Raw genomic sequence first — 21,979 nt, 5'->3', positions numbered from 1 at the left:
CCCATGAAACGGCCGACACAGGGTCGGCCGGAAAACAACCGCGTGCTCGCGGCTCTCTGTTGATGGCCCGGCGCTGCTGCTGCCGGACCACGATCGTCAACGGTTGCCCGTGACGATGCGAATTACTTCGCGCCCAGTGCCAGTTTGGCGACTTGTGGCGCCGGCTGGTAGCCCGGAATGACCTGGCCGTCGGCCAAAACGATGGCCGGTGTACCGTTCACGCCGATCGACTGACCTAGCGCGAATTGCTTGGAAACCGGGTTATCGCACTTGGCGGCTTTGATTTCCTTGCCATCGACCATTTTGTCCATGGCGGCTTTCTTGTCTTTCGAACACCACACTGCTTGCAGCTGCTCGTCACCCGGCGAATTCAGGCCCTGGCGCGGGAACGCCACGTAGCGCACTTCGATGCCGCGCTTGTTCAGCTCGGGCACTTCGGCATGCAGTTTGTGGCAGTACGGACAGGTGGTGTCGGTGAACACGGTGATGTGCGATTTGGTCTCGCCCACGGCCGGGTAGACCACGGTTTCGGCCACCGGGATGGCATTGATCAGTTTGGAAATGCCCAGGCGTTCGGTCTTCTCGGTCAGGTTGACCGGTTTGCCATTCGCGAGCTGGTACAGGTTGCCCTGCACGATGTACTGGCCATCGGCACTGGCGTACAGCACGCGGCTGCCTTTGAGTTTGACTTCGTACATGCCAGGCAACGGGCTGGCATTGATGCTTTCGACCGGAACCTCGAGTTCGAGTTTTTCCAGGCTTTGACGAATGGCTTTGTCGGCCGCGTCGTCGGCGACGGCAAAGGTGCTCACCAGCGCAATAGCGGCGGCGGCGAAAATCTGGGTCAGACGCATGAGTACTCCTGAGGGCGGGCCAATGAAACGATCAGAACGCCCGTGCGAAACACCGGGTCATAACCGTCCATCGTGCAAACCGGCAAAGCCTAACACATAAGGCCGCGAGGGCCGAATGCGCCTGTCGCCACACACTCATGTGCAACTGACACATCTTCATGCTTGTACAGTTGATCCACAACCACATGTGGCTGACACACATTATTGTGGCGAAGGGATTTATCCCCGCCGGGTTGCGAAGAAGCCCTAAACCATCCACCGCGATCTTTCAGTCAAAATCGAGCCAGCCGGGTTTGCGACTGCTGCGCAGCCGAACGGGGATAAATCCCCTCACCACAGGTAATTCTCTCAACATGGAAGCCTGCCTTAGCCCCGGGGGTGGTGTTTGGCGTGCAGATCCTGCAAGCGGGCGCGGGCGACATGGGTATAGATCTGCGTCGTAGAGAGGTCGCTGTGCCCGAGCAGCATCTGCACCACGCGCAAGTCCGCGCCGTGGTTGAGCAGGTGCGTGGCGAACGCGTGACGCAATGTGTGCGGCGACAGCGATTTGCTGATCCCGGCGACCTTGGCCTGATGCTTGATCCGATGCCAGAACGTCTGCCGGGTCATCTGCTCGCCGCGCTGGCTGGGGAACAGCACATCGCTGGGGCGGCCACCGAGCAACTCGCCACGAGCATCACGCATATAGCGCTCGACCCACACAATCGCCTCCTCGCCCATCGGCACCAGACGCTCCTTGCTGCCCTTGCCCATCACCCGCAATACGCCCTGGCGCAGGTTGACCTGTTCCAGCGTCAGGCTGATCAGTTCGGTTACGCGCAGGCCACAGGCATACAGCACTTCCAGCATCGCGCGGTCGCGCTGGCCGATGGCGTCACTCAGGTCCGGAGCCTTGAGCAGTGCTTCGACATCTGCTTCCGACAGCGATTTGGGCAACGGCCGGCCCAGTTGCGGCATGTCGACGCGCAACGTCGGGTCGACGCTGATCAGCTTTTCCCGCAGCAGATAGCGATAAAAGCCACGCACCCCGGAGAGAAATCTCGCGGTGGAGCGCGGCTTGTAGTTCTGCTCCAGCCGCCACGCCAGGTGATCGAGGATCAACTCGCGACCGGCATTGATCAGCTCGAGATTTTTCTCCTGCAACCAGCCGTTGAACAGCGCGAGGTCGCTGCGATAGGCGTCGCGGGTGTTGTCGGACAGGCCTTTCTCCAGCCATAAAGCGTCGAGGAATTGATCAATCAGCGGATGGTCGATGGCAGGCATGGGTGCTCAGGGCAGGGCTTTTTCAAGCTGCGTGCAAATAGAGAATAAAGGCGCGCTAGTCTTTCATAGCCGGCCAGATCAAGAAACAGGCAGCTTCATTGAATGAGGCGTGTCAGATTGATCCGGTAAATCGCAGGCAACAAAAAAGCAGCCCGTAGGCTGCTTTTTTCTGCATCGGAAGCTGGGCTTAAGCCAGTTTTTCCTTGATGCGGGCTGCTTTACCCGACAGGTCGCGCAGGTAGTACAGCTTGGCTTTACGTACGTCACCGCGACGTTTAACAGCCATGCTGTCGATCTGCGGGGAGTAGGTCTGGAAAGTACGTTCTACGCCAACACCGTTGGAGATTTTACGAACGGTGAACGCACTGTTCACGCCGCGGTTACGCTTGGCGATTACAACGCCTTCGAACGCTTGCAGACGGGAACGATCGCCTTCCTTCACTTTCACCTGAACGACAATAGTGTCGCCTGGGGCGAAGGTAGGGATTTCTTTGCTCATCTGCTCTGCTTCGAGTGCAAGGATGATTTTGTTGGTCATGCTGTGCTCCTAAGGTAAATCGTTCGATCTACCATCGATACGTTGTTAACTATCGTCCCGCTCGCGGATGTATTCCTCGAGCAGCTTCTTCTCTTCTCCAGAAAGCGAGCGGCTTTCCAGAAGATCGGCGCGTCGTTCATAGGTCCGACCAAGGGACTGCTGTAAACGCCAACGCCGGATATGCGCGTGATTGCCACTCAGCAACACGTCGGGAACACGCTGATCCGCATACACCTCCGGTCGGGTGTAGTGCGGGCAATCCAGCAGACCATCCGTAAAGGAATCTTCCTCAGCGGAATCCGCATGCCCTAAAGCTCCAGGCAGCAGTCGTGTAACCGCATCGATCAGGACCATGGCCGGCAGCTCGCCGCCAGACAGTACATAGTCGCCAATCGACCACTCTTCATCGACATGAGCCTCAATAAAGCGCTCGTCAATGCCTTCGTAGCGGCCGGCAATCAGGATCAATGCATCCGATTGTGCCAGCTCGCGTACCGCCGACTGAGTCAGTTGACGGCCTTGGGGGGACAGGTAAATCACCTTCGCCGCCTCCCCGGCTGCTGCCTTGGCCTGAGCCAGCGCATCTTCCAGGGGCTTGATCTTCATCACCATGCCCGGACCACCGCCAAACGGGCGATCGTCCACAGTGTGATGCCGATCCGTCGTGTAATCTCGCGGATTCCAACAGGTCAGCTGCAAGAGCCCCTGTTTGACCGCACGACTGGTGATGCCGTAATCGCCAATGGCGGAAAACATCTCGGGAAACAAACTGATCACTTCTACGCGCAAGTTAGCCACGTTCAGAAGTCCGCGTCCCAATCCACCTTCATCTCGCCCGCTTCCAGGTCGACGGCCAACACGCATTGCTCCGTATAGGGCAACAGGCGTTCGCGATCATCCAGGCTGCCAGCGCAAGGCTTGACGACCATTACATCATTGGCGCCGGTTTCCAGAAGATGATCGATTTTCCCGAGCAGTTGCCCGAGGGTGTCGATGACCTTCAGACCTTCCAGCTGGTACCAGTAGTACTCGCCTTCGGTCAATTCAGCGAACAGGTTGCGCGGCACGCAGATCTCATAACCGGCCAGAAGACGAGCTTCTTCACGATCATCGAGACCCTTGAGCTTGGCGACCAGGAACTTGTCGCTCCCGCGTCCACTGACCAGCTCGACCTGTTTGACATTGCCTTCGCGCTTGAGCGTCCAGGTTTTGTACTGCAACAGGTTTTCAGTCGGATCAGTAAAGGAATAAACCTTCACTTCGCCGCGAACGCCATGAACAGAATAAATTTTGCCAATAACGATCAAATCATCGGCAGGGGCTGGCGTCGCGTTCATATTGCTCAGGCCGCAGCCTTGGCAGATTCCTTCAACAACTGAGCAACGCGCTCAGAAGGTTGTGCACCAACGCTCAGCCAGTAGGCAACGCGCTCTTGGTTCACGGACAGACGGATTTCCTGACCACGGGCAACAGGGTTGAAGAAACCAACCTGTTCTTTGTGGGAGCCGTCACGCGGGTTACGCGAGTCGGTTACGGTCAGGTGGTAAAACGGGCGCTTTTTGGAGCCGCCAAGGGCAAGACGGATTGTTAGCATGTGAACATCGTTCCTGTAGTCGGTGCTGCAAATCTAAATGCACAGCGGGCATGGGTGCCCGAAAGGCCGCATATTCTAAGGAATATCCGGACTTTTGCAAATGACTTTTTCCGGCGCCCATGGCATGCCGTGCAGATTTGCATAGAGAGCCGTCGATAAAAACGGCCAGTCAGCTCCCGCCGAGTGCGGGTTTGCTGTTGATCCTGCGTCCTTGCAGGGTCTGCGCCGGTGCGACGACCGGCGAAGTCTTTACATTTTCGGCATGCCGCCGCCGGGCAACATACCGCCCATGCCGCGCATCATTTTTGCCATACCGCCCTTGGCGGTGAATTTCTTCATCATCTTCTGCATCTGCTTGTGCTGCTTGATCAAGCGGCCGATGTCCTGCACCTGCGTGCCGGAACCCATGGCGATCCGACGCTTGCGCGAACCGCTGATCAGCTCAGGGTCGCGGCGCTCGGCCGGGGTCATGGAATTGATGATGGCTTCCATCTGTTTGAATTGCTTCTCTGCGGCGTTCTGGGCATTGCCCATCTGCGACAGGTTGACGCCGCCGATGCTCGGCAGTTTGTCCATGAGGCCGCCGAGGCCGCCCATGTTCTTCATCTGTTGCAGCTGATCGCGGAAGTCTTCGAGGTCGAAGCCCTTGCCCTTTTTCAGCTTCTTGGCCAGTTTGTCGGCCTTGTCCTTGTCCAGCGTCGCTTCAGCTTGTTCGATCAGGCTGAGCACGTCGCCCATGCCGAGGATTCGCGAGGCGATACGCTCAGGGTGGAACGGATCGAGCGCTTCGCTCTTCTCGCCCATACCGATGAACTTGATCGGCTTGCCGGTGATGGCGCGCACCGACAGCGCGGCACCGCCACGGGCGTCGCCGTCGACCTTGGTCAGGATCACACCGGTCAGCGGCAGCGCATCGCCGAAGGCCTTGGCCGTGTTGGCGGCGTCCTGACCGGTCATGGCGTCGACCACGAACAGGGTTTCGACCGGGTTGATCGCGGCGTGCAGCGCCTTGATCTCGCCCATCATTTCTTCGTCGATGTGCAGACGACCCGCGGTGTCGACGATGACCACGTCGATGAATTTCAGTTTGGCTTCTTTAATAGCCGCGTTGGCGATGTCGACCGGCTTCTGGCTCAGGTCGGACGGGAAGAACGTCACGCCGATGTCGTTGGCCAGGGTTTCCAGCTGCTTGATCGCGGCCGGACGGTAAATGTCCGCAGACACGACCATGACCGACTTCTTCTTGCGCTCTTTAAGGAAGCGCGCCAGCTTACCGGCAGTGGTGGTTTTACCCGCGCCCTGCAGACCGGCCATCAGAATCACGGCTGGCGGAACGGCGCTCAGGTTGAGGTCTTCGTTGGCCGCGCCCATCAGGCTTTCGAGTTCGGCCTGGACGATCTTCACGAACGCCTGGCCCGGCGTCAGGCTGCGCGACACCTCGGTGCCGACAGCGCGCTCCTTGACCGAATTGACGAAGTCCTTGACCACCGGCAATGCGACGTCAGCTTCGAGCAACGCCATGCGCACTTCACGCAGGGTGTCTTTGATATTGTCCTCGGTCAGCTTCGCCTTGCCGGTGACATGGCGCAGCGTCTGCGAGAGACGGTCGGTTAAGTTTTCAAACATTGCGCGATCCTTTCAGGCCCTGTACGAACCGGGATAATGGCGGCCCAGACCGGAATCAACATGTGCTCGGCGAGCCTGCGGCGTGGGCAGGTCGCGGATTATAGCGAAGACTGCGGCCGGCGGACACCTCGCCGTCAGCTTGCGGAGTCTTTCGTGCCGTGGCGGTTCTATGCCAAACTCAGCGCCTTTCGGGCTCGCCTAACAGGATTTATGCTCCCCTTGTCACCCAGTTTGCTGACCACCCTCGCCGCCGCCCTGCTCTATGCCGCTGCGACCGTCTATCAAAGTACCCGCCTGGCCACCGGCGCCAAGGCGAACAAGCGCCTGCTGGTCAGCCTCGGCGTATTCGCCGTGCTCGCCCACGGCGCCAGCCTGCTTACACATCTATTGACCCCGATCGGCCTCGGTCTGGACTTCTTCAGCGCGTCCAGCCTGATTGCCGCTGCGGTGATTGCCCTGACTCTGCTGGCCTGTTCGCGGATCCCGGTGGAAAACCTGCTGGTGCTGCTGTTCCCGCTCGGTGCGATCACGGTATTGCTGGCGCAGTTCGCGCCGACCGGCACAGTGCAGATCATCGACGAAGAGCCGGGCATTCTCGCGCACATTCTATTGTCGATCCTCGCCTACGGCATGTTCACCATCGCCGTGTTCCAGGCGTTGCTGCTGCTGGTTCAGGACCATCAGCTCAAGCACAAGCACCCGTCCGGACTGATCAAGAACTTCCCGCCCCTGCAAACCATGGAAAGCCTGCTGTTCGGCTTTCTCTGGGCCGGCTGGACGCTGCTGTCGCTGTCGCTGATTTCCGGCTGGCTGTTCGTCGAGAACCTGTTTGCCCAGCATCTGGTGCACAAGACCCTGCTGGCCTGTCTGGCATGGATCGTCTTCAGCGTGCTGCTGTGGGGTCGCAACCGACTGGGCTGGCGCGGCCACAAGGCGATTCGCTGGACCCTCGCCGGTTTCTGCCTGCTGATGCTGGCGTACTTCGGCAGCAAACTGGTTCGTGAATACATACTGCACATCTGACGGGCGGCATAAATGGACGGTTTGCCCATAGGGCCGATGCTCGCGGTATTTGTCCTGCTGATCTTATGGTCAGGGCTGTTTACCGCCGTCGAAATCGCGCAGCAGCACCTGCTCGCGCAACGGATCGCCTCGCGCGCCAGCGACAAGCCGCTGGCGAAGCTGAGCTTCCCGCTCGACAGCCTGATCCTCTGCAACACCCTGTGCCGCGCCCTCGCGGTGATCCTCGCGACGCTGCTGGCGATTTTTCTCTGCGAAGAAAATGGCCCGTGGGCGGCCTGCCTGGGCGCCGGTGCCATCCTGCTGGTGTTCGCCGATTATTTCCCGCGCACGGTGGCCCGGCGCTATCCCGACGCCGTGCTGGCGTTCGGCAATGCCCTGCTGGCGGTGCCGATGAAAATCGTCTACCCGTTCGCGTGGCTGTTCAGCCGGGTCAGCGCTTTGCTGCTGACCCCGTTCACGCGCAAGGCTCAGGTGGTGCAACAGAGCGAGGACGAGTTGCCGGCCGATCACGATGATGATCCCGAACATCCGGTCCGCGCCCACCCGGTGTCGGGCATTCATGCGCTGGACAACATCACGGTCAACGACATTCTGGTGCCGCGCAGCGATGTCGATGGCATCAACCTCGACGATTCGATCGAAGAGATCATCGAGCAACTGCGCGAGAACAAGCGCACGCGTCTGCCGGTGTTTCACAGTGACATCAATCAGGTCGAAGCGGTGCTCAACACCCGCCAGATCGGCCATTTGCTGAGCAACGGCGGATTGACCCGCGAGGCGCTGCTGGCCGCCAGCTACGAGCCCTACTTCGTCCCGGAAAGCACGCCGCTGCAACTGCAACTGCTGAACTTCCACAAGCAGCAACGCCGTCTCGGCATGGTCGTGGACGAGTACGGTGAAGTGCTGGGCATCGTCACCCTTGAAGACATTCTCGAAGAAATCGTCGGCGAATTCGAAAGCGAGCACAGCCTCGACAATCCGCACATTCATCCCCAGGCCGACGGTCGCATGGTGATCGATGGCGCCGCGTCAATCCGCGACCTGAACAAGTGCCTGGGCTGGCACCTGCCGAGCGACGGGCCGAAGACCCTGAACGGCCTGGTCACCGAAGCGCTGGAAACCATTCCGGAAAGCGCGGTGTGCCTGAAGATCGGGCGTTATCGACTGGAAATCCTCGAGACCGAAGAGAACCGGGTGAGCAAGGTGCTGATCTGGCATACATCTTCTGCTCCTGCTTTGGTGCCCGCCAGATAAAAGATCAAAAGATCAAAAGATCGCAGCCTTCGGCAGCTCCCACCCTGCGATCTTTTGCGCTTGTTTGATCGTTAGCCCCCTTCCTATAATCGAAGCGCTTACCCAAGCGCCGTCGATCCCTGTGCCTACCCGGCACTGCCCGGATCCTGACTGTTTCCGCTGCAAACCGACGACTGTTCCTACTCGAAACAGCGCTCGCGCCCTACCCCACATCCCTGGGTGTTCGACCATAATAATTCGCTCCACTTGAGCTCATGACTGTCAGGGATCACCGCATGACGACCCATACCGCTTACAGCGAAACCGCGCCTGCCCAGCCGACCAATTCCGCCACCCGCGTGGCCACGGCAAGCTTCATCGGCACCGCCATCGAGTTCTACGACTTCTACGTTTATGCCACTGCTGCGGCGCTGGTGATCGGGCCGGTGTTCTTTCCGCAGACCTCCGGCACGGCGCAGATGCTTTCGGCGTTTCTCACTTTCGGCATTGCCTTCCTCGCCCGACCACTGGGTTCAGCACTGTTTGGCCACTTCGGCGACCGCATCGGGCGCAAGTCGACGCTGGTCGCCTCGCTGCTGTTGATGGGCGTGTGCACCACCTTGATTGGCGTGCTACCGGGCTACGACAGCATTGGTGCCTGGGCGCCGATTCTGCTGTGCGTGCTGCGTTTCGGTCAGGGCCTGGGCCTTGGCGGCGAATGGGGCGGTGCGGCGCTGCTGGCCACGGAAAACGCGCCGAAGGGCAAACGCGCCTGGTTCGGCATGTTCCCGCAGCTCGGGCCATCGATTGGTTTTCTTGCGGCCAACGGCCTGTTTCTGACCCTGGCGATGACCCTGGATGATGAACAGTTCCGCAGCTGGGGCTGGCGCATTCCGTTTCTGCTCAGCGCGGCGCTGGTGATGGTCGGCCTGTATGTGCGCCTCAAATTGCATGAAACGCCAGTGTTCGCCAATGCGATCGCCCGTCAGGAGCGAGTGAAAGTGCCGCTGGTCGAGTTGTTCAGCCAATACTGGGCGCCGACCCTGCTCGGTGCGGCGGCGATGGTGGTGTGCTATGCGCTGTTCTATATCTCGACGGTGTTTTCCCTGAGCTACGGCGTGGCCACGCTGGGTTATAGCCGCGAAACGTTCCTCGGCCTGCTGTGCTTTGCCGTGTTGTTCATGGCTGCAGCGACACCATTATCCGCTTGGGCCAGCGACCGTTACGGGCGCAAACCGGTGCTGATTATCGGTGGCGTGCTGGCGATTCTGTCCGGGTTCCTGATGGAGCCATTGCTGACGCAGGGCTCGACCTGGGGCGTGGCGCTGTTTCTGTGCATCGAGTTGTTTTTGATGGGCGTGACATTCGCACCGATGGGCGCGCTGTTGCCTGAGCTGTTTCCGACCCACGTGCGTTATACCGGCGCTTCAGCGGCGTACAACCTGGGCGGCATCGTCGGGGCCTCGGCGGCGCCGTTCTTTGCGCAGAAACTGGTGGCGATGGGCGGGTTGAGCTATGTCGGCGGGTATGTGTCGGCGGCGGCGGTGTTGAGCCTGATTGCGGTGTTGTGTTTGAAGGAGACGCGCAATAACGATCTGAATCAGGTTGCCTGACAGAAGATCAAGAGCTTCGCGAGCAGGCTCGCTCCCACAGGGAAATGCATTCCAAATGTGGGAGTGAGCCTGCTCGCGATCGGCGCTACTCGGTTACAGCTCTACAACTACAGCCTTGGACGCACGGGTCGCCTTGGCGCGAGCAGCCTCGATCGACTCATCCCGTGCCAGCGCCACGCCCATGCGGCGCTGACCGTTCACTTCCGGCTTGCCGAACAGACGCAGCGCGGTATCCGGCTCGCTCAACGCAGCGCCCAGATTGGCGAATGCGGTCTGGGTCGACTGGCCTTCCACCAGAATCACTGCCGACGCCGACGGGCCAAACTGACGGATCAGCGGTACCGGCAGGCCGAGAATGGCGCGGGCATGCAGGGCAAACTGCGACAGGTCCTGAGAGATCAGCGTCACCAGCCCGGTGTCATGCGGACGTGGCGAAACTTCGCTGAACCACACCTGGTCGCCCTTGATGAACAGCTCGACGCCGAACAGACCACGGCCACCCAGCGCTTCCGTCACAGCTTTGGCAACACGCTCGGATTCAGCCAGAGCAATCGGGCTCATGGCCTGCGGCTGCCAGGATTCCTGATAGTCGCCCTTCTCCTGACGGTGACCGACCGGTGCGCAGAACGTGGTGCCGCCAATGTGGCGCACGGTCAGCAGGGTGATTTCGTAATCGAAATCGATGAAGCCTTCGATGATCACCCGACCTTTGCCGGCGCGACCGCCCTCTTGCGCGTAATCCCAGGCTTTTTGCACATCATCGGCGCTGCGCAGCAGGCTCTGACCCTTGCCCGACGAACTCATTACCGGCTTGACCACGCAGGGGAAACCCAGGTCCTGAACGGCTTTGCTGTAGTCCTCGAAGGTGTCGGCAAAGTGGTACGGCGAAGTCGGCAGATCCAGCTCTTCGGCAGCCAGACGACGAATACCTTCCCGGTTCATGGTCAGCTGCGCCGCACGCGCGGTCGGAATCACGGTGAAACCTTCGGCTTCCAGCTCGACCAGCGTGGCGGTAGCGATGGCTTCGATTTCCGGCACGATGAAGTGCGGCTTCTCGGCTTCGATCACTGCACGCAAAGCAGCGCCGTCGAGCATGTTGATCACGTGGCTGCGATGGGCGACTTGCATGGCCGGCGCGTTGGCGTAGCGGTCGACGGCAATCACTTCAACGCCCAGGCGCTGCAGTTCGATTACCACTTCCTTGCCCAACTCACCACAGCCACACAGCAATACGCGGGTCGCGGTTGGCGACAATGGAGTTCCGATACGGGTCATCTCAGGTCCTCAAAGGAAGCGGATCATCGAGGAAAGCCACGCAGGTGCGCTTTCCATGGGGAGAAAGCGCGGCATTTTACATGAACCCGAGGGTTTGGCTTCAGCTGGCGACAGCCTGTTTGCGATCACGCCAGGCCATGATCAGCCAGACGGCGGTAACGCCGGCGAACTTCGAGGCCAGCGCGGTGATGATCACCGGCGGCGTCAAGGCGTCGATCATGCCGAAGAAGATGAAGGTATCCAGCGGAATGCTCAGCGCCGAACTGATCCATAGACGGTCGCGCAATGGCCGCTTGGTGATGCTGAACACCAGCCAGTCGATGCACTCGGAGACCGCGAACGCCGTGGCGCTGGCCAGCGCGATGGAAGGGTCGGAGGTGATGTAGGAAAGCACCAGCGCCGCCAGCATCGCCACGATCGCGCCGTGACCGAAGCGCGTTTGCACCATGTCGCGCAGCACGAACACCAGCCCGCCCCAGGCCGACCAGATGATGTCCAGGTGCGGTGCGGTGGAAAAGGCGAAGTTGATCAGCACGACGCTGCTGATGTAGGCGATGAGAAAGATCATGGGGGCGGCCTGTCGATTTGGCGCACAGGTTACTTGAGCGCCGGTATTGCGCCAATAGGTGCGGTGACAGGACCGACGTCTTCGCGGGCAGGCTCGCTCCCACAGTGGAATGCATTTTCAAGGTGGGAGCGAGCCTGCTCGCGAAAGCGGTGGTTCAGACGCCTGACTTCGCGGGAATCATCCAGACCAATCCACTCGCCTTCGCCCGTTCATGACACAACCCCAGCACCACCCGGCGCTCGTCATTGTTCATGCGGCCCCAGCAGGTGATCTCTGCGACTGTGCGCTGGCACCCGGTACAAACGTCATCTTCGTCCAGCGCGCAGATATTCACACACGGCGAGGCAACGGGTCGTTCAACAGTCGTCATTGTTCCTGCTCGACCAGATCGCGGGCGTAACGCTGCGAGTTATGCACATAGTGCGCGGCGCTGGCTTCGAGCATCTTCTTTTGCGCCTCGGTCAGTTCCCGCACGACCTTGCCCGGCGAGCCCATCACCAGCGAGCCGTCGGGAATTTCCTTGCCTTCGCCGATCAGCGAATTGGCGCCGATGATGCAGTTCTTGCCGATCTTCGCGCCATTGAGAATCACCGCGTTGATGCCGATCAGACTGTAATCGCCGACCGTGCAGCCGTGGAGCATCGCGTTGTGGCCGATGGTCACGCCGGTACCGATGGTCAGTGGATAGCCCATGTCGGTGTGCATCACCGTGCCATCCTGCACGTTGCTGTTCTTGCCGATGAGGATCAGTTCGTTGTCGCCGCGCAATACGGCGTTGAACCAGACGTTGGCGCCCTCTTCCAGGCGGACCTTGCCCACCAGTACGGCATTGGGCGCGACCCAGCTCTGCGGATGGGTTTCGACACGGGCGTCGCCCAGGCGGTATTTCATTTTTTTTCCTCGGGCTCACGGCCGTTCGAACGACGGCTCAGGTATCGATAAAACTTTTCGGCGGTCGGTGCAGGCTGATTTTGGCGTCATAGAGCAGGTTGATCAACTCGACGATCATGATCGCCGTCAGGCCCCAGATCTTGTACTCGCCGAAGCGATAGCTCGGCACGTACCAGCTGCGGCCCTGATAGTCGATGCGATGGGTATGCTCACGCGGGTCCTTGCGGAAGAATTCCAGCGGTACGCTGAAGACGGCGGCGATCTCGGCATCGTTGGGCTGGTATTCGACGAAGTCGGGAATCACGCCGACATACGGCGTTACCTTGATGCCGTGCAGGGAGATCAGCGGGCTTAGCGGGCCGATGACTTCGACCAGACCCGGCGGCAGGCCGATTTCTTCTTCGGCTTCGCGCAGCGCGGTGAATATGAGGTCCGGATCTTCCGGGTCGCGGCGCCCTCCGGGGAAGGCGACCTCGCCGCCGTGGGTCGAAAGCCCGCTGGCGCGCAGGGTCAGGACCAGTTCCGGTTCGTCACTGCGGGTGATCGGCACCAGCACGGCGGCTTCGGGAAAACGTGCGTCGGTCTCCAGCGTGCGCGGTGTGTGGTTGCTTACCCTATGCAGTAGCTCGTCCAGCATGAGTGTTCTCGATCGGTGCCTTGCTCCGCATCATGCACCAATCAAAGCGAGCGCCCAAGCCCCCGAAACCCGTCGTGTCGCGAAACGACAACTTGCCGACCGGCCCCGCTGCACGCCAAGATAGGCGCAGCATTCAGGAACCCGAGCATGAATTTTTGCAGCCACTGCGGTAACCCGGTCACCCAGCGCATTCCCGAAGGCGACTCGCGGCTGCGATTTGTCTGCGACAGCTGTCAGACCATTCACTACCAGAACCCCAACATCGTCGCCGGGTGCGTACCGACCTGGGGGACGAAAGTGCTGCTCTGCCGCCGCGCCATCGAGCCGCGTCTCGGTTACTGGACGCTGCCTGCCGGTTTCATGGAAAACGGCGAGACCATCGAGCAGGCCGCCATCCGCGAAACCGCCGAAGAAGCCTGCGCCCGGGTGCGCAACCTGAGCATTTACACGCTGATCGATGTGCCGCACATCAGCCAGGTGCATGTGTTCTTTCGCGCCGAACTGGCCGATCTGCAGTATGCGGCCGGGCCGGAAAGCCTTGAAGTGCAGCTGTTCGAAGAAGCCGACATTCCCTGGGACGAGCTGGCTTTCCGCACGGTCGGTCGTACCTTAGAATGCTTCTTCGCTGATCGGCGCGTCGAGAAGTATCCGGTTCGTTCGGAATCGATTCCGCCATTGGTTCAGCCGGTGATTGTTGGCTAGAAGATCAAAAGATCGCAGCCTTCGGCAGCTCCTACCTAAAACCTGATTGCGTCACTCCCTGGGGAATCGTTTCAATGCGCTGGTTGCTTGCCCTGCTGTGCCTGTCGTTCGTCAGCGTTTCACAAGCGTCATTCGTGACCACCGTGACGCCCTCGAACACTCCACTGATCGAAAAAGTCCTGGTACTCAAATCAGCCCATCAACTGCAGCTGATTGCCGACGGCAAGCCGCTGAAGACCTATCGCATTTCCTTGGGCAAGGGCGCGAAGAAAGGCCCGAAACTGATCGAGGGCGACAAACGCACTCCCGAAGGTTTCTATTGGATCGACTGGCGCAAGACCAGCGAGAAATTCAACCTGTCGATGCACATTTCCTACCCGAACATCAGCGATGCCGCCCGCGCACGTCGCGAAGGTGTCGAACCCGGCGGCATGATCATGATTCACGGCACCCCGGACTCGGCAGACAACCCGGAACAGCTGTTCCATACCCTCGACTGGACCGACGGCTGCATCGCCATGCGCAACGTCGACATGCGTGAAGTGTGGAATCTGGTACCGGACGGCACGATGATCGAGATTCGTCCGTAACCTCGACCGCTGGTCACCGCAAAAAAATAAATCAAAAGATCGCAGCCTGCGACGGCGCCTACAGGGGTGATACCACTCTTAACTGTAGAAGCTGTCGCAGGCTGCGATCTTTTGCTTTTTATAGGCCATCACTAATACCACTTTAAACACTGCCCCCTGAAAACCGCCAATCCATCGGGTTAGATGCCATTTCATCGCGTTGACATGGTATTCAAGTGGTATTAGTTTCCGTCGCACAAGCGAGCCACAACAATCCTATACTCGCGACGGAAACGACCTACATGAACGACCTCCAGACCTTACGTCCCGACGATTCCCAGCCGACGCCGCTGTACTTGCAACTGGCGCGCAATCTGGAAGCGGCGATTCATGCCGGGCAGTGGAAGGCCGAACAGGCGATGCCGTCCGAGCGCAGCCTCAGCGACCAGCTCGGCATCTCCCGAGTCACCGCACGCAAGGCGCTGGAAGTCTTGCTTGAGCAAGGCCTGATCCGCCGCCTGCAAGGCTCGGGCACGTTCATCACCCCACGCCTGGAACAACCGCTGTCGCGCCTGTCCGGCTTCAGCGAAATGCTGCGCCTGAAAGGTTTCGTGCCGAGTTCGAAATGGCTGGAGCGGGAGATCACCCTGCCAACCCACGAAGAACTGATCCGCCTCAGCCTGTCGCCGAACGACAAGGTGGCACGCATGAAGCGTCTGCGCAAAGCCGATGACACGGTCATGGCGATCGAGATGAGCACCCTGCCCGCGTCGATCATGCCCAGGCCGCAAGCGGTGGGCGATTCGCTTTACGAATACCTCGACGGCATCGGCAAACCGATCGTCCGCGCCCTTCAGCACATCCAGGCAATCAACGCCTCTGACGAATTCGCCGCACTGGTTGGCATCGCCCCTGGCACCGCCATGCTGCTGATGACCCGGGTCGGCTATCTGGAAGACAACACGCCGATCGAAGTCACCGACACCTATTGCCGCAACGACTACTACGACTTTGTGGCAGAGCTGCGCCGCTGAGAGCGGCCCCAAGCGAGAACGAAAATGTCCGAAGACAACATCCTCACCGCCAGCGGCTGGGTTCGCGGCCGGCTGATTCACGAACACGGCAAGATCGTGTCGATCGAGGGCGTGCCCTGCGATCCGGCGGCTAACGATCTGCCCTATCTGCTGCCGGGCTTCATCGACCTGCATGTGCATGGCGGCGGTGGCAAAGACATTATGGAAGGCGCCGAAGCCTTCGAAACCATCAGCAAAACCCATGTGCGTTTCGGCACCACCTCGCTGTTGGCCACCACCATGACTGCGCCTAGCGCGGAGATCTCCAGCGTCTTGAAAGAGGTAGGAGAATTCTGTGAACAGCGTCCGAAAGGCGCCGCGCGAGTCCTCGGCGTACACCTTGAAGGCCCTTACATCAACCCGGGAAAACTCGGCGCTCAACCGAACTTCGCCCACACCGCGTTGATGGCCGAAGTTGAAGAATATCTGGCGCTGGCGCCGATCCGCGTCATCACCATCGCCCCGGAAATCGCTGGCCACGATGCGTTGATCCGTGAGCTGAGCAGTCGGGGCATCCGCATACAGATCGGCCACACCCTCGGCAGCTACGAGGAAGGCGTCGCCGCATTGGCTGCCGGTGCCAGCAGTTTCACTCACCTCTATAACGCCATGAGCCCGCTGCATCACCGCGAGCCGGGCATCGTCGGCGCAGCACTGGCGCACGCCAAATACGCCGAGCTGATTCCCGATCTGCTGCACGTACACCCCGGCGCCATTCGCGTGGCCCTGCGTTCGATCCCGTGCCTGTATTGCGTCACCGATTCGACCGCCGCCGCCGGCATGCCCGACGGTGAATACAAGCTCGGCAGCCACACTGTGACCAAATGCCTGGGCGGCGTGCGTCTGCCCGACGGCACGCTGGCCGGCAGCACCCTGACCATGGATCAGGCCCTGCGCAATCTGGTGAAAATCGGTCTGCCGATCGCCGAAGCCTCGCAGCGTCTGTCGCAATTTCCCGCCGACTACCTCGGCATTACCGAACGCGGGCGCCTTGCCCCCGGCGCCTGGGCCGACTGCGTGCGGCTCGATCGCTCACTCACACTGACCGCCGTCATGGTCGAAGGAGAAGACATTGACTTCAAAAATGCTTGAAGAGGCGCTGTCCTCGTTCGAGGCCGTGCAAGCCCAACTGCAACAGCTCGACGCGCCGATGATCGAGATCGCCGGGCGCCTGCGCCGGCAGCCGCCGCAAGTGGCGATGACCGTCGCCCGTGGCAGCTCCGACCACGCGGCGAGCTACTTCGCCTACCTGACCATGCAGCAACTGGGCGTGCCGGTGGCCTCATTGCCGATGTCGGTGGTGACCATGCAGCAGGCGCCGCTGAAAGTCAGCGGTCAGGTCGCCTTTGCGTTCTCGCAGTCGGGGCAGAGCCCGGATCTGGTCAACAGCCTGCGTCTGTTGCGCAAGCGTGGCGCGCTGAGCGTGTCGATGGTCAATGCCGCCGATTCCCCCCTGGAGGCAGCTTGTGAATTCAGCCTGCCGCTGCTTGCCGGGACTGAAAGCAGCGTCGCTGCGACCAAAAGCTTTATCGCCACCCTCAGCGCCAGCGCGCGTTTGATCGCGCACTGGAAAGAGGACAGCGAATTGCTGCAAGCCCACGATGCGCTGCCAGAAGGCCTGCGCGAAGCGGCGAAACAGGACTGGAGCTTGGCCATCGAAGCGTTGCGCGATTGCGAGCGCCTGATGGTGATCGGCCGTGGCGCCGGTTTCGCGATTGCTCAGGAAGCGGCGCTGAAGTTCAAGGAAACCTCGGCGATTCAGGCCGAAGCGTTCAGCAGTGCCGAAGTCCGTCATGGCCCGATGGCACTGATCGACGAACACTATCCGCTGCTGGTTTTCGCCCCGCGCGGCGCCGAGCAGGCCGGCCTGCTGAGCCTGGCGGCGGAAATGCGCCAGCGCGGCGCCCGGGTCTTGCTCGCCGCGCCGGATGACGTCAGCGAACGCGACCTGACCCTGAGCCGCGCCGAACACCCGGCCGTCGACCCGATTCTGGCGATCCAGAGTTTCTACGTAATGGCCGCTGGCCTGGCCGTGGCGCGGGGCATGGACCCGGATCAGCCGCGCCATTTGAGCAAAGTGACCCGCACGCACTGATAGCCGTTGACGGATGTACTCCCTGTAGGAGCTGCCGAAGGCTGCGATCTTTTGTTTTTTTCACGTAGCGAAAAAACAAGATCAAAAGATCGCAGCCTTCGGCAGCTCCTACAGGGGGCATCGAACCGAGATTCAACTGATGAGACCCAGCCATGCCCGACAACAATAAAGAGCTGACCCTCAGCGCCCCGCTCAGCGGCCCGGTACTGACGCTCGCCAACGTCCCGGACGCGGTGTTCGCCAGTGGCGCGATGGGCGACGGCATCGCCATCGACCCGCTCAACGACACGCTGTATTCGCCCTGCGCCGGCGTGGTCATCCACGTCGCGCGCAGCAGTCACGCGGTGACCGTGCGTGCCGACAACGGTGCGGAAATCCTCCTGCATCTGGGCCTCGATACCGTTGAGCTGAACGGCGAAGGTTTCGCCATGCTGGTCAAGGAAAGCGATCGCGTCAGCCTCGGTCAGCCGCTGCTGCGTTATGACCTGGACAAGGTCGGCCAGCACTGCAAAAGCCTGGTCAGCCTGTTGATCCTGACCAACAGCGCGGATTTTCAGGTACGGCCGATCACCCTCAAAACAGTGAAAGTCGGCGAGCCGTTGCTGCACATCATCGCGCGCAATGTAGTGGCGGCGAATGCCGATACAAGCGGCGGGCCTGAGGTTCGTGGCCAAGCGCGGGTCGCTCATCGCGGCGGCTTGCATGCGCGCCCGGCTGCGCTGATCCGCCAGACCGCCCAAGGTTTCAGCAGCCACTCACAGCTGCACTTCAACGGCAAATCGGCGCCGTGCAACAGCCTGATCGGTTTGATGGGTCTGGCCATTGGCGAGCAGGATGAGGTGCAGGTCAGTTGTCAGGGGCCGGACGCCGATGCCGCGCTGCACGCCCTGCTTGGCGCATTGGCCACGGCGCTGCCAGACGATCATCACGCGCAAGCGCCGGTCAGCACTGCGGCGCCGAAACGCCCGGCCGAGGCAGGTGTGCTGCACGGTGTCTGCGCGGCGCCGGGGCTGGTCGCCGGGCCGTTGTTTCGCTTGAACGCGATCACCTTGCCGGCGGATACGGGCCATCACGATCCGGTGCAACAGCAGCAGACGCTTGAAACGGCATTGAACGCGGTGCGCAGCGAAATCGCCGCCACCCTCGCCCAGGCGAAAAAGCACAAGAACGCCGACGAAGAAGCGATCTTCGCCGCACACATGGCGCTGCTCGAAGACCCGGCCCTGCTCGACGCCGCGCAGCAATTCATCGCGCAAGGCACCGCTGCGACGCACGCCTGGAGTCAGTCGATCGACACCCAGTGCGACATGCTCCAAGGCACCGGCAGTCCGCTGCTGGCCGAACGTGCCAACGATTTGCGCGACCTCAAGCAACGCGTCCTGCGCGCTCTGCTTGGCGAGGCCTGGGGATACCAGGTTCCGGCCGGCGCCATCGTCGCCGCACAAGAACTGACGCCGTCGGATCTGCTGCAACTCAGCGCGCAAGGCGTCGCCGGGTTGTGCATGGCCGAGGGCGGCGCGACTTCCCACGTAGCGATTCTGGCGCGCGGCAAAGGTCTGCCGTGCCTCGTCGCTTTGGGCGCGCAATTTCTTGAGCAGCCGCAAGATCAGGCCGTGGTGCTCGATGCTGACGGCGGGCGCCTCGAATTGACGCCAAACGCCGAGCGCCTGAGCGAAGTGCAACAGGCGCAGATCGAGCGTCAGCAGCGTCGCGAAAGCCAACAGGCCAAAGCCCATTTGCCCGCTGAAACGCGCAATGGCGTGCACATCGAAGTGGTCGCCAACGTCGCCTCAAGCAACGAAGCGGCAGACGCTTTTGCCAACGGTGCTGATGGTGTAGGCCTGTTGCGCACCGAGTTTCTCTTCGTCGATCGCCAGACGGCACCCGACGTCGAAGAACAGCGCAGCGCCTATCAAGCGGTGATTGATGCCATGGGCGACAAGTCGGTGATCATCCGCACCATCGACGTCGGAGGCGACAAGCAACTCGACTACCTGCCACTGCCCGCCGAGGCCAACCCGGTGCTCGGATTGCGCGGCATTCGTCTGGCGCAGGCGCGCCCGGAAATTCTCGATCAGCAACTGCGCGCGCTGTTGCAGGTCAAGCCGTTGCCGCGTTGCCGGATTCTGTTGCCGATGGTCACCGAGGTCGACGAGCTGCTGCACATCCGCCAGCGCGTCGATGCCTTGTGTCTTGAGCTGGGGATTACCGAGCGCCCGGAAATCGGCGTGATGATCGAAGTCCCCGCCGCCGCGCTGCAAGCCGAGCAATTGGCCGAACACGCCGACTTCCTCTCGATCGGCACCAACGATCTGTCGCAATACACCCTGGCCATGGACCGCGACCACGCCGGGCTGGCGGCGCGGGTCGATGCCCTGCACCCGGCGTTGCTGCGCCTGATCGCCATGACCTGCGAGGGTGCGGCGGTACACAAGCGCTGGGTCGGCGTCTGCGGCGCCCTCGCCTCCGACCCTTTGGCGACGCCGGTGCTGATCGGCCTGGGCGTCACCGAACTGTCGGTGAGCCCGGTGCAGATCGGTGAAATCAAGGACCGCGTGCGTCAGCTGCATGAAGCCGAATGTCAGCGCCTGAGCCGCGACCTGCTCAAGCTGGCCAGCGCCGCTGCCGTTCGCCACGCCTGTCATCAACATTGGCCTCTGCGCTAACAAAAACAAAAAGGACAAACGCCATGTACCAACTCTTCATCGAAGGCCTGCAACGCCTGGGCCGCGCGCTGATGCTGCCGATCGCGATCCTGCCGATTGCCGGCCTGCTGCTGCGCCTGGGCGATACGGACCTGTTGAACATCGCGATCATTCACGATGCCGGGCAAGTGATCTTCGCCAACCTGGCGATGATCTTTGCCATCGGCATCGCCGTCGGTTTCGCCAAAGACAACAACGGCACCGCCGGTCTGGCCGGGGTGATCGGTTATCTGGTGATGATCTCCACGCTCAAGGTGCTCGATTCGACCATCAACATGGGCATGCTCGCCGGGATCGTCAGCGGCCTGATGGCCGGTGCGCTGTACAACCGCTTCAAGGACATCAAGCTGCCGGAGTATCTGGCGTTCTTCGGTGGCCGGCGTTTCGTGCCGATTGTCACCGGTTTTGCAGCGGTGGGGCTGGGCGTGCTGTTCGGCTATATCTGGCCTCCGATCCAGCAGGGCATCAATGCGTTCGGCGCGCTGATGATGGAAAGCGGCAGCATCGGCGCCTTCGTCTTCGGCGTGTTCAACCGCCTGCTGATCGTCACTGGCCTGCACCACATCCTCAACAACATGGCGTGGTTCGTCTTCGGCAACTTCACCGACCCGACCACTGGGGCATTGGTGACCGGCGATCTGTCGCGTTATTTCGCCGGCGATCCGAAGGGTGGGCAGTTCATGACCGGCATGTTCCCGATGATGATCTTCGGCCTGCCCGCCGCGTGCCTGGCGATGTACCGCAACGCTTTGCCAGAGCGGCGCAAGGTGATGGGCGGGATCTTCCTGTCGATGGCACTGACCTCGTTTCTCACCGGTGTGACCGAGCCGATCGAATTCGCCTTCATGTTTCTCGCGCCGCTGCTGTTCCTCCTGCATGCGCTGCTGACCGGGCTGTCGATGGCGATCACCAACGGCCTGAACATTCATCTGGGCTTCACCTTTTCCGGTGGTTTCATCGACATGATTCTCGGCTGGGGCAAGTCGACCAATGGTTGGCTGGTGGTGCCGGTCGGGCTGGCTTATGCGGCCATCTATTACCTGGTTTTCGACTTCTGTATCCGCCGCTTCAACCTGAAGACGCCGGGACGTGAAGACGTCGCCAGCGCCGAAAAAGCCGTGCTTTCGGAAACCGAACGCGCCAGCGCGTATATCAAAGCCTTGGGCGGCGCCGAGAATCTGCTCACCGTCGGCGCGTGCACGACCCGACTGCGCCTGGAGATGGTCGACCGCAACAAGGCCTCGGATGCCGATCTGAAAGCGCTGGGCGCAATGGCGGTGGTGCGCCCGGGCAAGGGCGGCAGCTTGCAGGTCGTGGTCGGGCCGTTGGCTGACAGCATTGCCGATGAGATTCGCTTGGCCATGCCTGCGCTGGGCCGTACAACTTTGGCAGAAACCGTAGTAGTTGCCGATGAGCCGACGACTGTTGCGCTTACCCGCAACGAGGCGCAGCAATGGCTGAATGCACTGGGCGGTCGCGACAATGTGCTGCAACTCGATTGCATCGCCATGACCCGTATTCGCCTGCAACTGGCCGATGCCAAGGCGCCGTCCGAGGCGCAGCTCAAAGCGCTCGGCTGCCTGGGTGTCAGCCGGTTGGACGGTGGCGTCTGGCATTTGCTGGTGGGGGACAAGGCCGCGAGTTTGAGTGGCGCGATCGAGGCGTTGCTGAGTCGCGGGGAGATCCGCGCGCAGGTTTGATCTGCGCGGGTGGCGGGAGG

The 21,979-nt window shown here is 61.1% G+C and carries 22 protein-coding genes; 10 read left to right on the top strand and 12 right to left on the bottom strand.

The window, feature by feature from the left end:
• Positions 1 to 122: 122 nt before the first annotated feature.
• The 7 genes from dsbC to ffh form a co-directional block, all read right to left on the bottom strand.
• Positions 123 to 854: a bifunctional protein-disulfide isomerase/oxidoreductase DsbC gene (gene dsbC, locus FEE99_RS09650; protein WP_041478193.1), complete on the bottom strand. Its 732-nt coding sequence runs from the start codon at positions 852 to 854 to the stop codon at positions 123 to 125.
• A 366-nt stretch (positions 855 to 1,220) separates the two neighbouring features.
• On the bottom strand, positions 1,221 to 2,117 hold the full coding sequence (xerD, locus tag FEE99_RS09645; RefSeq protein ID WP_041478195.1) for a site-specific tyrosine recombinase XerD: 897 nt from the start codon (positions 2,115 to 2,117) through the stop codon (positions 1,221 to 1,223).
• 187 nt (positions 2,118 to 2,304) lie between these two features.
• Positions 2,305 to 2,655: a 50S ribosomal protein L19 gene (rplS, locus tag FEE99_RS09640; RefSeq protein ID WP_041478196.1), complete on the bottom strand. Its 351-nt coding sequence runs from the start codon at positions 2,653 to 2,655 to the stop codon at positions 2,305 to 2,307.
• Positions 2,656 to 2,700: 45 nt separating this feature from the next.
• A complete protein-coding gene (trmD, locus tag FEE99_RS09635; protein WP_231507574.1) occupies positions 2,701 to 3,411 on the bottom strand; it encodes a tRNA (guanosine(37)-N1)-methyltransferase TrmD in 711 nt (236 codons plus the stop codon).
• Positions 3,412 to 3,455: 44 nt separating this feature from the next.
• Positions 3,456 to 3,992: a ribosome maturation factor RimM gene (gene rimM / locus FEE99_RS09630; RefSeq protein WP_016771538.1), complete on the bottom strand. Its 537-nt coding sequence runs from the start codon at positions 3,990 to 3,992 to the stop codon at positions 3,456 to 3,458.
• A 5-nt stretch (positions 3,993 to 3,997) separates the two neighbouring features.
• Positions 3,998 to 4,249 (bottom strand): 30S ribosomal protein S16, encoded by a 252-nt coding sequence (rpsP, locus tag FEE99_RS09625; RefSeq protein ID WP_003185073.1) that lies wholly within the window; start codon positions 4,247 to 4,249, stop codon positions 3,998 to 4,000.
• A gap of 249 nt (positions 4,250 to 4,498) precedes the next feature.
• Positions 4,499 to 5,875, bottom strand: a complete 1,377-nt coding sequence (gene ffh / locus FEE99_RS09620) for a signal recognition particle protein (protein WP_007967791.1) — start codon at positions 5,873 to 5,875, stop codon at positions 4,499 to 4,501.
• A gap of 210 nt (positions 5,876 to 6,085) precedes the next feature.
• Here ffh and FEE99_RS09615 point away from each other — a divergent pair, with 210 nt between their 5' ends.
• The 3 genes from FEE99_RS09615 (at position 6,086) to FEE99_RS09605 (ending at position 9,744) form a co-directional block, all read left to right on the top strand.
• A complete protein-coding gene (locus FEE99_RS09615; RefSeq protein ID WP_016771539.1) occupies positions 6,086 to 6,898 on the top strand; it encodes a cytochrome C assembly family protein in 813 nt (270 codons plus the stop codon).
• A 12-nt stretch (positions 6,899 to 6,910) separates the two neighbouring features.
• Positions 6,911 to 8,152, top strand: a complete 1,242-nt coding sequence (locus FEE99_RS09610; protein ID WP_041478198.1) for a CNNM domain-containing protein — start codon at positions 6,911 to 6,913, stop codon at positions 8,150 to 8,152.
• 275 nt (positions 8,153 to 8,427) lie between these two features.
• The gene (locus FEE99_RS09605) at positions 8,428 to 9,744 is read left to right on the top strand and encodes an MFS transporter (RefSeq protein ID WP_041478199.1); all 1,317 of its coding nucleotides are present in this window, start codon (positions 8,428 to 8,430) and stop codon (positions 9,742 to 9,744) included.
• Between the two features lie 93 nt (positions 9,745 to 9,837).
• Here FEE99_RS09605 and purT read toward each other — a convergent pair whose 3' ends face one another.
• From purT to FEE99_RS09580, 5 genes are all read right to left on the bottom strand, one after another.
• Positions 9,838 to 11,019, bottom strand: coding sequence for a formate-dependent phosphoribosylglycinamide formyltransferase (gene purT, locus FEE99_RS09600; RefSeq protein WP_041478201.1), 1,182 nt, complete (start codon positions 11,017 to 11,019; stop codon positions 9,838 to 9,840).
• A gap of 100 nt (positions 11,020 to 11,119) precedes the next feature.
• Entirely contained in the window at positions 11,120 to 11,587 is a 468-nt protein-coding gene (locus tag FEE99_RS09595) for a VUT family protein (protein ID WP_016771544.1), read from the bottom strand.
• A 154-nt stretch (positions 11,588 to 11,741) separates the two neighbouring features.
• Positions 11,742 to 11,957 carry a DUF1289 domain-containing protein gene (locus FEE99_RS09590; protein WP_041478202.1) on the bottom strand — a complete coding sequence of 72 codons (216 nt, stop codon included), beginning with the start codon at positions 11,955 to 11,957 and terminating at the stop codon, positions 11,742 to 11,744.
• Positions 11,954 to 12,478: a gamma carbonic anhydrase family protein gene (locus tag FEE99_RS09585; RefSeq protein WP_016771546.1), complete on the bottom strand. Its 525-nt coding sequence runs from the start codon at positions 12,476 to 12,478 to the stop codon at positions 11,954 to 11,956. The genes FEE99_RS09590 and FEE99_RS09585 overlap by 4 nt, the downstream gene beginning before the upstream one ends.
• A 37-nt stretch (positions 12,479 to 12,515) precedes the next feature.
• Positions 12,516 to 13,115: a CoA pyrophosphatase gene (locus FEE99_RS09580; protein ID WP_016771547.1), complete on the bottom strand. Its 600-nt coding sequence runs from the start codon at positions 13,113 to 13,115 to the stop codon at positions 12,516 to 12,518.
• Positions 13,116 to 13,262: 147 nt separating this feature from the next.
• Here FEE99_RS09580 and FEE99_RS09575 point away from each other — a divergent pair, with 147 nt between their 5' ends.
• From FEE99_RS09575 to nagE, 7 genes are all read left to right on the top strand, one after another.
• Positions 13,263 to 13,817 (top strand): NUDIX hydrolase, encoded by a 555-nt coding sequence (locus tag FEE99_RS09575; RefSeq protein ID WP_041478203.1) that lies wholly within the window; start codon positions 13,263 to 13,265, stop codon positions 13,815 to 13,817.
• 74 nt (positions 13,818 to 13,891) lie between these two features.
• Positions 13,892 to 14,407: a L,D-transpeptidase family protein gene (locus FEE99_RS09570; protein ID WP_016771549.1), complete on the top strand. Its 516-nt coding sequence runs from the start codon at positions 13,892 to 13,894 to the stop codon at positions 14,405 to 14,407.
• A 281-nt stretch (positions 14,408 to 14,688) separates the two neighbouring features.
• Entirely contained in the window at positions 14,689 to 15,420 is a 732-nt protein-coding gene (locus FEE99_RS09565; RefSeq protein ID WP_041478204.1) for a GntR family transcriptional regulator, read from the top strand.
• Between the two features lie 24 nt (positions 15,421 to 15,444).
• Positions 15,445 to 16,551 (top strand): N-acetylglucosamine-6-phosphate deacetylase, encoded by a 1,107-nt coding sequence (gene nagA, locus FEE99_RS09560; RefSeq protein WP_041478206.1) that lies wholly within the window; start codon positions 15,445 to 15,447, stop codon positions 16,549 to 16,551.
• Positions 16,532 to 17,554, top strand: coding sequence for an SIS domain-containing protein (locus FEE99_RS09555; RefSeq protein ID WP_143978889.1), 1,023 nt, complete (start codon positions 16,532 to 16,534; stop codon positions 17,552 to 17,554). The genes nagA and FEE99_RS09555 overlap by 20 nt, the downstream gene beginning before the upstream one ends.
• Positions 17,555 to 17,706: 152 nt before the next feature.
• On the top strand, positions 17,707 to 20,220 hold the full coding sequence (gene ptsP / locus FEE99_RS09550) for a phosphoenolpyruvate--protein phosphotransferase (protein ID WP_041478208.1): 2,514 nt from the start codon (positions 17,707 to 17,709) through the stop codon (positions 20,218 to 20,220).
• Between the two features lie 23 nt (positions 20,221 to 20,243).
• Positions 20,244 to 21,959: an N-acetylglucosamine-specific PTS transporter subunit IIBC gene (gene nagE / locus FEE99_RS09545; RefSeq protein ID WP_041478210.1), complete on the top strand. Its 1,716-nt coding sequence runs from the start codon at positions 20,244 to 20,246 to the stop codon at positions 21,957 to 21,959.
• Positions 21,960 to 21,979: the final 20 nt, after the last annotated feature.

The organism is Pseudomonas sp. ef1 (assembly GCF_007293365.2).
GTDB classification, from domain to species: Bacteria; Pseudomonadota; Gammaproteobacteria; order Pseudomonadales; family Pseudomonadaceae; genus Aquipseudomonas; species Aquipseudomonas siliginis.
This window is presented reverse-complemented; position numbering and strand designations above follow the sequence as displayed.